Annotated in this window: 11 protein-coding genes; 6 read left to right on the top strand and 5 right to left on the bottom strand. The window is 68.8% G+C overall.

Annotated features, from left to right (window positions below; all coding sequences use genetic code 11):
- Window positions 1–8: 8 nt before the first annotated feature.
- The 4 genes from AC1DN2_RS07785 to AC1DN2_RS07770 form a co-directional block, all read right to left on the bottom strand.
- On the bottom strand, window positions 9–2,087 hold the full coding sequence (locus tag AC1DN2_RS07785; protein ID WP_476849870.1) for a PTS fructose transporter subunit IIABC: 2,079 nt from the start codon (window positions 2,085–2,087) through the stop codon (window positions 9–11).
- A 2-nt stretch (window positions 2,088–2,089) separates the two neighbouring features.
- A complete protein-coding gene (locus AC1DN2_RS07780; RefSeq protein ID WP_230008209.1) occupies window positions 2,090–3,076 on the bottom strand; it encodes a 1-phosphofructokinase family hexose kinase in 987 nt (328 codons plus the stop codon).
- Window positions 3,073–3,891 (bottom strand): DeoR/GlpR family DNA-binding transcription regulator, encoded by an 819-nt coding sequence (locus AC1DN2_RS07775; protein WP_223914650.1) that lies wholly within the window; start codon window positions 3,889–3,891, stop codon window positions 3,073–3,075. The genes AC1DN2_RS07780 and AC1DN2_RS07775 overlap by 4 nt, the downstream gene beginning before the upstream one ends.
- 630 nt (window positions 3,892–4,521) lie before the next feature.
- Window positions 4,522–4,785: a DUF6458 family protein gene (locus AC1DN2_RS07770; protein WP_476849869.1), complete on the bottom strand. Its 264-nt coding sequence runs from the start codon at window positions 4,783–4,785 to the stop codon at window positions 4,522–4,524.
- A gap of 261 nt (window positions 4,786–5,046) precedes the next feature.
- Here AC1DN2_RS07770 and AC1DN2_RS07765 point away from each other — a divergent pair, with 261 nt between their 5' ends.
- From AC1DN2_RS07765 to AC1DN2_RS07750, 4 genes are all read left to right on the top strand, one after another.
- Complete coding sequence (locus tag AC1DN2_RS07765) at window positions 5,047–5,664, top strand: alpha/beta hydrolase (RefSeq protein WP_476849868.1); 618 nt, start codon at window positions 5,047–5,049, stop codon at window positions 5,662–5,664.
- A 307-nt stretch (window positions 5,665–5,971) separates the two neighbouring features.
- A complete protein-coding gene (locus AC1DN2_RS07760) occupies window positions 5,972–6,343 on the top strand; it encodes a substrate-binding domain-containing protein (RefSeq protein ID WP_476849867.1) in 372 nt (123 codons plus the stop codon).
- Between the two features lie 118 nt (window positions 6,344–6,461).
- Entirely contained in the window at window positions 6,462–7,205 is a 744-nt protein-coding gene (locus tag AC1DN2_RS07755) for an HAD family hydrolase (protein ID WP_476849866.1), read from the top strand.
- Between the two features lie 63 nt (window positions 7,206–7,268).
- Window positions 7,269–9,599, top strand: coding sequence for a glycoside hydrolase family 65 protein (locus AC1DN2_RS07750; RefSeq protein WP_476849865.1), 2,331 nt, complete (start codon window positions 7,269–7,271; stop codon window positions 9,597–9,599).
- 58 nt (window positions 9,600–9,657) lie between these two features.
- Here the strand turns inward: AC1DN2_RS07750 and AC1DN2_RS07745 are convergent, their stop codons facing one another.
- Entirely contained in the window at window positions 9,658–11,049 is a 1,392-nt protein-coding gene (locus tag AC1DN2_RS07745) for an MFS transporter (protein WP_476849864.1), read from the bottom strand.
- 126 nt (window positions 11,050–11,175) lie between these two features.
- Between AC1DN2_RS07745 and AC1DN2_RS07740 the strand changes: the two genes are divergently transcribed.
- Together AC1DN2_RS07740 and AC1DN2_RS07735 are read left to right on the top strand one after the other, a co-directional pair.
- A complete protein-coding gene (locus tag AC1DN2_RS07740; protein ID WP_476849863.1) occupies window positions 11,176–12,084 on the top strand; it encodes a hypothetical protein in 909 nt (302 codons plus the stop codon).
- Complete coding sequence (locus AC1DN2_RS07735) at window positions 12,075–12,824, top strand: LamB/YcsF family protein (protein ID WP_476849862.1); 750 nt, start codon at window positions 12,075–12,077, stop codon at window positions 12,822–12,824. Before AC1DN2_RS07740 ends, AC1DN2_RS07735 begins: the two co-directional genes overlap by 10 nt.
- The last annotated feature ends 58 nt before the right edge of the window (window positions 12,825–12,882 follow it).

The raw sequence follows: 12,882 nt of genomic DNA, 5'->3' as shown, positions 1-12,882 counted from the left end.
GTCCCGGTTCAGGCGGCTACGGGAACCGTTTCCACCGTATCAACCGGCTTCTTGACTGCCCAGCGCTTGAGCCCGATCACGGCGAAGGCGCCGACAACGGTACCGGCCGCAATGGCGATGCAGAACCACAGGAACGAATCGATCGCGAAGAAGACGAAGATTCCGCCGTGCGGGGCCTTCGAGCCCACGCCGGCCGCCATCGAGATGGCACCGGTCACGGCGCCGCCGAGCATGCTGGCGGGGATGACGCGGAGCGGGTCCGCGGCGGCGAACGGGATGGCGCCTTCGGTGATGAAGGAGGCCCCCAGCAGCCAGGCAGCCTTGCCGTTTTCCTGTTCCGCAAGGCTGAAGAGCCTCTTGTTCAGCACGGTCGCGGCCAACGCCATGGCCAGCGGCGGGACCATGCCGGCGGCCATGACGGCCGCCATGATCTGCCACGGGGCCTGGTTGGTGATGGAGGCTGCGCCCAGGCCGGCGACTGCGAAGGAATAGGCAACCTTGTTGACGGGACCGCCGAGGTCGAAGCACATCATCAGGCCCAGGATGACGCCCAGGGCGATGGCGCTGGCACCGGTGAGGCCGGACAGGAACTCGTTGAGCCCGACAGTGACCCGGGCGATGTAAGCGCCCAGGAACACGAACAACAGGCCCGACGCCGCGAGCGACGCCACGAGCGGGATAACGACCACCGGCATCAGGCCGCGCAGCCAGCGGGCCACTTTAAGCTTGCCGATCGAATGGGCCACGTAGCCGGCGATCAGGCCGCCCACGATGCCGCCGAGGAACCCGGCACCCATGAAGACGGCAACGGCGCCGGAAACGAAGCCCGGGGCGATGCCGGGCCGGTCAGCAATGGCGTAGGCGATGTAGCCGGCCAGCGCGGGTACGAGGAAGCCCAGGGACAGGGCGCCGATCTTGAAGAGCACGGCCCCCAGGTAGGCGCCCAGCGGGCCCCAGGCCAGCTCCGGGTACGCGGTGGGCAAGTTCGTGAGGCTGTTCTCCGCCAGGATCTTGTCCGCGAAGGCGGTGATGTTGTAGCCACCCAGCAGGAAGCCGAGGGCGATCAGCAGACCGCCGCCAGCCACGAACGGGATCATGTAGCTGACACCGGTCAGGAGGGCCTTCTTCAGCTTCGTGCCAATGTGCTCACTCTTTTCCTCGGCGGCCATCTCAGCCTGCTCCTCGGCGCCGAAGTGGGGCACGCGGTGGGCGTGCGGGTTGTCCGCTGCGGCGAGTGCCTCGGCGACCATCTTGTCCGGTTCGTCGATACCGCGCTTGACCGGCGCGTTGATCACCGGCATGCCGGCGAAGCGCTCCTTGCCGCGCACGTCCACGTCCACTGCAAAGATCACGGCATCGGCGGCGGCGATCACGGCGGGGTCAAGTGCCTTGGCGCCGGAGGATCCCTGGGTTTCGACCTGCAGGTCCACGCCGACTTCCTTGGCCGCGGCGACTAGCGAGTCGGCGGCCATGTAGGTGTGGGCGATGCCGGTGGGGCACGCGGTGACGGCGACGAGGCGCTTGGGCCCCTTGGCCTTCGCCGCGCCGGCACCTTCACCGGTTGCGGCCGCCGCGGCTGAGGCGCCGGCCGCGGATGCGGCGCCGGTCGCTTCGGCAGCGGTGTGGGCGGCCGGCTTGTCCGCCAGGGCGGCGTCGACGAGGTCGACAATTTCCGCCTCGGAGGTCGCGGCGCGCAGGCTGGCTGTGAAGTCCTTCTTGATCAGCGACCGCGCCAGCTTCGAAAGCAGCTTCAAGTGGTCCTGGTCCGCGCCCTCAGGAGCGGCGATGAAGAAGATGATGTCAGCGGGCCCGTCCTTGGCGCCGAAGTCTACCGGCTGGGACAGCCGCGCCATCGCCAGCGTGGGTTCGGTGACCGCCGTCGAGCGGCAGTGCGGGATCGCGATGCCGCCCGGGACGCCCGTGGCGGTCTTGGATTCCCGGGCGAAGGCATCGGCGAAAAGCCCTTCGGCCTCGGTGGCGCGTCCGGTGGCTGCAACCCTGCCTGCCAGATGCCGGATCACGTCCTCGGGCGAGCTGCCCAGATTCTGGTCGAGCTCGACCAGTTCGGTGGTAATGAGCTGTGTCACTGTCAATCCTTCCGGAGGGCCGTGATGGTTACGGCATCAGGGGTGGTTTGGTTGACTGCCGGGACAGTGGAGCCAGGCAGGGAAGCGGCGGCGGCACCATGGGCCACCGCCTGTCGGAGGCAATCGACCGGGGCGGCGCCCTGGCTGGATGCGAGCAGGTATCCGGCCAGCGAGGAATCGCCGGCGCCGACAGTGCTGACCGCGGTGACCGGCGGGTGCGTGGCCAGCCACGCGCCGTCGGCCGTCACAAGAACGGCACCCTTGGAGCCGAGGGTGGCCAGTACGGCACCCACTCCGGAGCGCACGACGGCGGAGGCGGCGGCTGCTGCAGCCTCCGGGTCCGCTTCGAGCTCCTCGGCGGACTTGTTCGTGGCGAAACCGGCTGCGGCAGCCAGTTCCACCAGTTCCTCGGCGTTGGGTTTCAAGAGGTCCGGCTTTCCCGAGGTGTCGCCGGAGACCGCTGCGGCGAGGGGTTCGCCGGATGAATCGACGGCGACCCGTGGTGCGGCCTCGCCGTCGAACATGGACCGCAGCCGCCGGGTGACGGTCGCGTAGAAGTCGGCCGGGACCCCGGGTGGGAGCGAGCCGGCCAGGACTACCCAGGCGGCACCGCGGGCGTGGTCCAGCAGCAGGCTGATCAGGGCCTCCTGCTGCTCCTCGCTGAGGGCCGGTCCGGGTTCATTGATCTTGGTGGTGACGCCGCCGGGCTCGGTGAGGGCCACGTTGCTGCGCAGCGGCTCGCCAATCGGGAGGGCCGCGAACGGAACGTCGGTCTCCCGCAGGCCGGTGAGGACGGGGTCGGCCTCGGCGCCGGGGAGAACGGCGACTGTCTTCAGCCCCGACGCGACGAGGGCGCGGGAGACGTTGACTCCCTTGCCGCCGGATTCCTGGCGGACGGAGATGGCCCGCTGAACTTCCCCGCGGAGGAGGGGGCCGGGCAGCGCCACGGTGCGGTCCAGGCTGGGGTTGGCGGTGAGGGTGACAATCACGCGACCACCACCTCCACTCCGGCTTCCGCAAGGGCGTCGGCGAGTTCCCGGCTGGGTTGCGAGTCTGTGATCACGGTGTCCAGATCTTTCAACGAGGCGAACTGGACCAGCGTTTCCGCGTCCAGCTTGGAGGAGTCAGCCAGCACCACAATGCGGCGCGCTGATTGGACGAAGGCAGCCTTGACGGCGGCTTCTTCAGGATCGGGTGTGCTCAGCCCGAAGGCTGCATGGATGCCGTTGGTGCCGATGAAGGCGATGTCCGGGCGGATCCGGCGGGCGGCTTCCACCGTGGACTGGCCGACGGCGGCCTGGGTCAGGCCGCGGACCTTGCCGCCGAGCAGGTGCAGGGCGATCCCGGGTCCGCCGGACAGCCGGGATGCGATGGGCAGGGAGTGGGTGATGACGACGAGTTCGGCGTCGGACCCGGACGCCGCAACGGTGCCCTGCGCGGCGGCTCCGGCGGCCCGGGCGGACAGGAGTTCGGCGAGGGCCTCCGTGGTGGAGCCGGCGTCGATCAGGATGCTGCCGGTGAGGCCCTGGGGAATGAGGGCCAAGGCGGCCTCGGCGATCCGGGTCTTCTCGGGCTGCCGCTGGACGGTCCGCTCCAGGATGCTTTCTTCCGTGGTGCTGAAGCGGTCCGGGGAGACCGCGCCGCCGTGCACCCGGCGCACGCTGCCGGAGGCTTCCAGGGCGGCGAGGTCCCGGCGGATGGTTTCGGTGGTGATGCTGAAGCGCTCGGCCAGGTCCGTGACACTGGCCCGGCCGCTGGCGTAGATGAGCCCCACGATCAGCTGCTGGCGTTCTTCGGCGAACACTTACCCTCCATTGCGTACTGCGTCTGACTTGGTTCTTGTTCTTGCCGTGCGTTGAGCTGGAATTGCGCCCTGGCCGCTTCGGTGACTCCCGTCACATGAAGTGGAATTATTTGACTTTATCTTTGTTCTTGTTGGTTTGTCAATGAAAAACCACATGAACGCAGAAGGGTGGGCTTTCGCCGCGGGACATGTCCAGTGTTGGGGCCGGGCGTCTGGGGACATGTCCAGTGTTCGGACCGGGGAGTGGGCATTTGGGCAATGTGTCTATGGGCCGCCGCGGGGACTGGGCATGCGCTGCGGTTGTGGTGGTTGCGGGCCTGGCGCCTGGGGACATGTCCAGTGTTCGGACCGGGGAGTGGGCATTTGGGGAATGTGTCCATGGGCCGCCGCGGGGACTGGGCATGCGCTGCGGTTGTGGTGGTTGCGGGCCTGCTGCCGGGGGACATGTCCAGTGTTCGGGCCGGGGAGTGGGCATTTGGGCAATGTGTCCATGGGCCGCCGCGGGGACTGGGCATGCGCTGCGCTTGTGGTGGTAGTGGGCCGGGATGGCGGAAGCCGGGCCCGACCTCGAGGTCCGGCCCGGCTTCCGGGTCGTTTGATTCCGCGCCGCTCAGTGGGTGCGGGGAAATCTCAGATGCCTGCGTCGCGGCTCTCATTGCGGGTGATGGTCTCGCCGGTGCTGGGGTCCACTACCGTGCGGCTCTCGCTGACCCGGCGCGTGCGGCCGCGTCCGGGGCCGGCGAGGACGAGAGAAGCGATGAGTCCAATCACGCCGACCGCCATCAGGATGTAGCCGATCATGGCCTGGTTCACATTGGGGATCAGCCCCGGGGCGACGGCCCAGGCGAGGATGGCGCCGATGGCGATGAGGAAGATTGCGGAACCGATTCTCATAACGTGCTCCTTGATGCCCGGGGGCGGACTGATGATGGTAAGCATGCTGTCCAGCGTCACGCTACAACCCCGCTCATACTGTTTCAATGAAGCGCCCTCCGCCCCGCGGGGAAAATTTCGGCGCCGGTTTCGGCCAGCCTCGCCTTTTCCGGACGGATGCGCCACGGATCCGAGGGGCGGAGGTCCGTTTCCGCCGCGGAAGCCGCGGAGCGCGGCCCCGTGCGGGGCGGGACGCGTGGCGGTGCTGGATAGGCTGAGCCAATGGAGACGGTGATCTGGTCAAAACCCGAACACGAACGCGGCGGCACCCCGCTGCTGGTGATGCTGCACGGCTACGGCACGGACGAATTCCGCATGTCCAAGCTGTTCGCTTCCCTGCCGCCCGAGTTCAGCTGCGCCGCCCTGCGTGGACCCAAGGACATTGGAGACCACTACGGCTGGTTCCTGCTGGACTATTTCCTCACCCATGACTTTGCCGACGTCATCGCCTCCACGAACGCGGTCTTCGCCTGGATCGAGTCGGTCAAAGCCCGGCACAGCAGCGTCAGCCTGTTCGGATTTTCGCAGGGGATGGCGATGGCCAGCACGCTCCTGCGGCTCCGGCCGGAACAATTCCGCGCAGCTGTGGGGCTCTCGGGTTTTGTCCTGGACAACGAACTGCTGGCGATGAGTGAATCGTTCACCGCCCGGCCGCCGTTCTTTTGGGGCCGGGACAAGGGCGACGTCGTCATCAACGACGCCGCTACCGAGCACACCGAGGCTTGGCTGAACCGGAATACCCAGCTCACAGCCAGGACCTATCCGGGCATGGGCCACACGATCTCGCTGGCCGAACTCGTGGACGTCAGTGCGTTCCTGCGGCACTACGTCCTGCGCTGACCAGGGCACTACGTCCTGCGCTGACCGGGCGCTGACCAGGACGCCCGCCCGGCCCCGCCAACCCACGGCCAAGCAGGCCTGCCAGCCCGTTCCCGCTCCGCTGCCAAACTCCGGATCATCCACTTGCATGCCAAATATGTAAGCGCTTACAATCGACCTCGGCCATGAACACCGGGCCCACTACTTCGGGGGGAAGAAAGGGCTGAGCCCGTGCCGCAGGCCAATACCCCGCGCGTGAGTATCCAGCACGTCCCCGCGCTCCCCGCGCTCCCCGGACTCCCCATCTGCACCGTCTCCTCCGGACCTCGTGCTCGACGCCGGCTCCAGCATCGAAGGCGGCCGGCTGGCCATGGTGCAGCCTGTGGAAAACCCCGGGATGCCGTCCGCGGTCTTCGCCGGTTGCGACGAGACAGCCTGCGGTGCGCTCATGGCCATGCGGGAGCTCGGTTTGTCAGCGCCGGAAAACGTGTCCATCATAGGAATAGACGATCATCAGATGAGTTGGTTCCTGGGCCTGACCATAATTGCCCAGCCACTGGCCGGCCAGGGCGCGTTCGCGGCCAACCTGCTGATTGAAAGACTTCATCGCTCAGGACTTGCCACGCCGCCTGCCAGTCCGCCGTCGAACCATCTGCTGGACACCAAATTGGTAGAGCGCACCAGCACGCGCCGACGCTGATCCGGACGGCGTCCGACGCCGGAACGGCCCCCAACAGAGCAGCCCTGAACTGCCTGCCTTAGACCATCGCTTTGACCAAACCGTCTTGCCTGCCCGTCGTCTGAAAGGACCTCGACTCATGACTGTAGTTCCCGACACCTCCGGCCTCGCCGGTGCGCTCTCCGGTGCAACCGCCATCCTTTTTGACCTCGACGGCGTCCTGACCCCCACCGCCGTGGTGCACGAGCACGCCTGGAAGCAGCTCTTTGAAGGCTTCCTGGCGTCGGTCCCCGGTGCTGAGCCCTACCGTGAGAGCGACTATTTCGACCACATCGACGGCAAGCCGCGGTTTGACGGCGTCCGGGACTTCCTGGCCTCCCGCGGGATCGTGCTGCCCGAGGGCCCGCTGAACGACGAGCCCGCACATGACACCGTCCACGGACTCGGCAACCGCAAGAACAAGGTCTTCAACGACATCGTCGAGGCCGGCGGAGTCCAGCCGTACGAGGGCTCCGTCCGGCTGGTTGAGGCCGCGCTGGCCCGCGGGCTCAAGCTCGCCGTCGTCTCCTCTTCCCGCAACGCCCCTGCCGTGCTGAAGGCTGCCGGCCTGTCCGACTACTTCCCGGTGGTGGTCGACGGCGTCGTCGCCGTCGCCGAGGGGCTGCCCGGCAAGCCCAGCCCGGCCACCTACGAATACGCCGCGCGGCTTCTGGGCCTGCCAAGCCAGGAGTGCGTCGTGGTGGAGGACGCCGTCTCCGGCGTCCAGGCCGGCAGCGCGGGAGACTTCCGCTCGGTGATCGGCGTCGACCGCGGCGCCGGCCGGCAGACCCTGCTCGACGCCGGCGCCACGGTCGTGGTCAACGACCTCGCCGAACTGCTCTAGCCCGGCCCGCTCACCCCACCGCCCAGCCCACTGCCCACTCCCGCCGAAGGAACCCCCTAAACCATGGCTCTCATCACCTCGGACCGCGCCCGGTTCCCCAACGATCCCTGGCAGCTGGTCGAGACCGTTCACCTCCCCGGCAATGCCGGCACCCTGGAGACGCTGTTCAGCCTCGGCAACGGGCACCTGGGCATCCGCGGCGCGCACTGGGGTGCCGCGGACGCCGAACTTCCGGGCAGCTTCATCAACGGCTTCCACGAGACCTGGGACATCAAGCACGCGGAAAACGCGTACGGCTTCGCCCGCACCGGCCAGCGGATCCTCTACGTCCCGGACGCCAACAACTTCACCGTCATCATCGACGGCGAGCCGCTGAGCCTGGAGGAGTCCACCGTGCTGGACTACCGCCGCTCGGTGGATTTCGCCACGGGTATCTACGAGTGCCGGATCACCTGGCAGTGCCGTTCCGGCGCGACCGTGACCACCACCGAACGGCGCGCCGTCGGTTACGCAACCCGCGGGGCGCTGGGCATCAGCCTCGAAGTGGCGGCCGACCGGGATATCTCCGCGGACGTCACGTCCTCGGTCATCAACCGCCAGGACCAGCCGGTGGAGGACCACTCCGCCCATGATCCGCGCCGCGCCGGCCGCCACGCCGGCCGTGTGCTGCTGCCCCTGCGGCTCGACGGCGGGGACGGCTCCCTGCGCCTGTCCTGGGAAGCCTCGGAATCCAAGCAGCGGCTCGGGATGGCCGTGGATCACTGGACCTCGGCCGGCGTGCAGCCGTTCGACACCCAGGTGGACCAGGACGACAGCAGCGTGCGCTACGTGCTCGCCGTCAGCGCGGACGCACCGTTCGTGCTGGAGAAAAGCGTCAGCTACGCCGTGGGTCAGGCCGCCGAGGACCTCGCCGACAACGCCGAAGCCAGCCTCAAGCCGGTCAGCGAGATCTTCACCGAGAGCGAGGACCACTACCGCGCCTACTGGAGCACAAGCGACATCGTCCTTGCGGGCCAGACCGAGCTCCAGCAGGGCGTGCGCTGGAACCTCTTCCAGCTCGCGCAGGCCACGGCCTGCGCCGATGTGGCCGGCATCCCGGCCAAGGGCGTGTCCGGCTCCGGCTACGACGGCCACTACTTCTGGGACCAGGAGGTGTACCTGCTGCCCTACTTGACCTACACGAACCCGGGCAACGCCCGCCAGGTCCTGGAATTCCGCCACGACCTCCTGCCCGAGGCGAAGATCCGCGCCAAGGAACTCAGCGTCGACGGCGCCCTCTTCCCCTGGCGCACCATCAACGGACTCGAGGCCAGCGCCTACTACGCGGCCGGCACCGCGCAGTTCCACATCGCCGCCGCGATCGCCTTCGCGACCAACCGGTACATGTGGGCCAGCGGGGACACCGAGTTCCAGGCCACCCTGGGCTCCGATCTGCTGATCGAGACTGCACGGATGTGGGTCTCACTCGGCTTCTTCGGCAAGGACGGACTGTTCCACATCCACGGCGTCACGGGTCCCGACGAGTACACCGCCGTCGTCAACGACAACCTGTACACGAACGTCATGGCGCGCTTCAACCTGCGCGCCGCGGCGGCACTGGACCACCCGGAGATCGACGACGCCGAACGCCAGCTCTGGGAGCAGGCAGCCAACCGCATGCAGCTGCCCTACGACGAGGACCTCCAGGTCCATTCCCAGGACAACGACTTCATGACCCTGGAACCGTGGGACTGGACCACGCCCCGGTCCAAGTACCCGCTCCTGTTGCACTTCCACCCGCTGGTGATCTACCGGCACCAGGTCCTTAAGCAGGCCGACACCGTGCTGGCCATGTTCCTGCAGTGGCAGGACTTCACCGCCGAGGAAAAGCGCCGCGCCTTCGATTTCTACGACCCCATCACCACGGGCGACTCCACGCTGTCCGCCTGCGTCCAGGGCATCATGGCGGCCGAGGTCGGCTACGGCAAGGCCGCGCTGGACCACTTCACCCACGCCCTGTTCATCGATCTCGACGACACCCACGGCAACACGATCGACGGCGTCCACATCGCCTCCACCGGCGGGGTGTGGAGCTCGCTGGTCAGCGGCTTCGCCGGGCTGCGGGACCAGGGCGCTGTGCCGTACTTCGACCCCCGGCTGCCTGCCGAATGGGACGGCCTCGAGTTCCACCTGAAGATCCAGGGCAGGCTCCTGCACGTCGGGCTCGAACAGGATTCGATCAGCCTGACCGTCCGCGACGGCGCGCCGCTGGAGGTCGACGTGCGCGGGGAACTGCTCACGGTCGACGGCGGCCCGGTCCGGGTCCCGCTGGCGCCCGTCACCGTCCCGGAACCGACCATCTTCCCCAGCGGCCTTCCGACGTCGTCGATCCCGGTGGTGCGCGCCGCAGTCTAAACCGCCGCCGAAGCAACGCGGGGTCACCTATCGCCCATGATCCCCCCGGACATGGGCGCTAGGTGACCCCGCGTTGGTCTGGGCCGGGCTGCCCTGGTCCGGAGGATTCGGCAGGCGCCGGGGCGTCGGCGGGTTCCTCACCGCCGGCGGGCTCCTCACCGCCGGTGGGCTCCTCGCCGCCGGCGAGGGGGTGGGCCAGTTCATCGGCAGGCATCCGCGCCACGACCATCGCGACGACGGCCATCGCCGGGCACACGGTCCCGGCGACGAGGAAGATCAGCCACACCGGCAGCACCTCGGCGGCCGGCCCGGCGAGTGCCATGGAGACCGGCATGAGGGCCAGGGATACAAAGAAGTCCAGGCTCGAGACGCGGCCCAGCAGATGCGGCGGCACCCGGCGCTGGAGCAAGGTTCCCCAGATCACCATGCCCACGCCGCCGGTGGCGCCGAAGATGAAGAGGGCGGCGGCCACGGCCCAGAAACTGTCCATGATTCCGACGGCGGCGATCGGCAGGCTTCCAGCTCCCCAGGACACCATCATCACGGTGAGGTAGCGGCGCGGGAGGGGAAAAGAAGCCGTGGCCAGCGAGGCTGCGGCACCGCCCACGCCCATGATGGCGAGCAGGAAGCCGAACATGCGCGCGTCCCCGCGGAGCTGGTCCCGGACCACGAAGGGGATCAGGACCTCGATGGGGCCGATCAGGAACAGCACCGAAATGCAGGCCCAGAGCAGGGTCCACAGCAGCCAGGGCGTCCGGACGGTGTAGCTGACGCCCTCGCGGAGGTCGTGGCGCAGGGACGTCTTGGCCCGCGGCTGGCCAGATTCGGTAGCCTCGCCGCTGACCGGGACTCCCGCCGCGGGCTGGCGGTGGAGGAGGTTCAGGATGCAGAAGGCCACCAGATGGCAGGCCGCCACTCCGGTGACGGCGTAGGCGGGGGACAGGGCCGCCACCAGGATGCCCGCGACGGCCGGTCCGGCGGCCTGCTGCAACAGCGGCCGCATGGTGCCTTCCAGGCCGTTGGCCGCCAGCAGGTCCTCAGGCGGCAGGATCCGCGGCAGGATGGCGGAGTAGGCGGGGAAGAAGAACGCAGCCCCGACGCCGAGCACGAAGGCCCCCAGCGCGAGATGCCACAGCTCGAGTAAGCCGGCCAGGGCCAGCCCGCTGACAGTGGCAACGACGGCGAGGTTGGCGCCCTCGACCGCGATGATCAGGAGCCGCTGGGGCACGCGGTCCGCGGCGATGCCGCCGGCGAGCAGAAACGTCACCAGCCCGACGCTGCCCGCCGCGGCCACGACCGAAAGCTCCAGCGGTCCGCCGCCCAGGTGGATCACCTCGTAGACCATCGCGACGGCCCACATCCCGGAACCGAAGATGGAGATGGCCAGCGCCGTGATCAGCACGCGGTACTCCCGGTGCGCGAAGGGGCGGAGGGCTCGCAGGGCGGGCATGGGCCCAGTCTAGTAGCCAGCCGCGCGGCCGGGCTGGACCCCTCCGGGGCGCAGCGGCGACCCCGCCTGCCTGCCCGTGTGTAGTGTTAAGTGCACTTAGTTTTATGGTTCCGACGAGAGGCGATCATGGCCAAGCGCAGCAACCCGGCAATGAAGATTGCCCAGGAAACAGCCCACAGCGCGATGTTCGACGCGGCAGGCCAGCCCCGGCCCGGCCTGCACAAGGTGCTCCTGCGGGCGGTTGAAGTCCAGCGGCCGCTGGTGCTGGCCAATATCCGCAGGCTTCAGCGCAGGCACCCGCAGGCCACCGCGGCGCAGCTCGCCGCCATCCTGGAGCGCGACTACCTGCTGGCCGTTACCGGCGGCGGTGCGCTGGTCGGCGGGGCTGCCGTGATTCCGGGCGTCGGAACTGCGGCCGCACTGGGTCTCTCGGCCGCCGCAGCAGTCGGGTTCCTCGAAGCCACCGCACTGTATTCCACGGCCCTTGCTGAACTGCACGGCATCCGGATGGTGGACCCGGACAGAGCCAGCACCCTGGTCATGGCGGTCATGCTGGGCGAGGAAGGCACCCAGCTGCTGAGTTCGCTGAGCGGACAAGCGGCGGGCCGGGGCAAGGGGCCCACCCAGGCCTGGACCGCGGCCTTCACCCGCCGCGTCCCCCTCGCCGGCTTCGGTACAGTGCGGGCCAAGATCCAGACGATGTTCCTGCGCTCCCTGCTCAAGACCCAGGGCACAGCCTGGCTGGGCCGTGCCCTGCCCTTCGGTATCGGCGCCGTCGTAGGCGGCGTGGGCAACCGGGTGATGGGCCATGCGGTCGTCGCGAACGCCAAGGAAGCATTCGGGCCCATCCCGGACACGATTCCGGGAGAACTGCAGGCCCTTGCGGAAACCACCGGGCCGGCCGCGCTCTACGAAACTTCCCTGGACGCGCAGCCGAATGGTGGCGCCCCGGACGGCGGCGCTCACGGCGGGGGCGCCCCGGGCGGCGGCGCCCCGAAGACTTCAACGAAGGACGGCGGCACGTTTTGGATCTGAACACTGACCTGGGGGAGTCCTTCGGGACCTGGACCAAGGGCTCCGACGCCGCGATGTTTCCGCTGGTCACGAGCGCCAGCGTGGCCTGCGGGATGCACGCCGGCGACCCTGTGACCATGCTGGACACCTGCCGGGCGGCGTACGAGCTAGACGTCAACGTCGGTGCCCACATCGGCTACCCGGACCTGGCCGGCTTTGGCCTGCGCTCGCTGGACATGACCTTTGACGATCTCTTCGGCGCGGTCCTCTACCAGCTCGGGGCGCTCGACGGCGTCGCCCATGCCGTGGGCGCCTCGGTGGACTACGTCAAGCTGCACGGGGCGCTCTACGACCGCACCGTGCACGACGGCGAGCAGGCCTCCGCCGTGATCGCCGCCATCCAGGCGTACGATCCCGGACTGCCCGTCCTCGGCTTCCCCGGCTCAGCCCTGCTGGAAATCGCCAAGGAAGCCGGGCACCCCGTCTTCTCCGAGGCCTTCGCCGACCGCGCCTACTTCCCCGACGGCACCCTCGTGCCGCGCACCGAGGTGGGGGCGGTGATGCTCGACGCCGGACAGGTTGCCGAGCGGGCGGTCAGGCTCGCCACGAAGGGCGAAATCGAGGCCGTCGACGGCACGGTGCTCCGGATCGAGCCGCAGTCGCTGTGCCTCGAGGGCGACACCCCCGGCTCCGTTGCCACGGCGACCGCGATCCGTGCGGCGCTGGAGGCTGCCGGCGTCGAGCTGGAGAGCTTCGCCTGACCCGCTGGCCCTGACCCGCGGGCCCTGAACTGCGGGGCCGGCCGGGCAGCTCCCGGGC

This window comes from Arthrobacter sp. 01L42 (assembly GCF_056400005.1).
The sequence above is the reverse complement of the archived record's forward strand: the minus strand, read 5'-3'. Positions and strand labels throughout refer to the sequence as shown.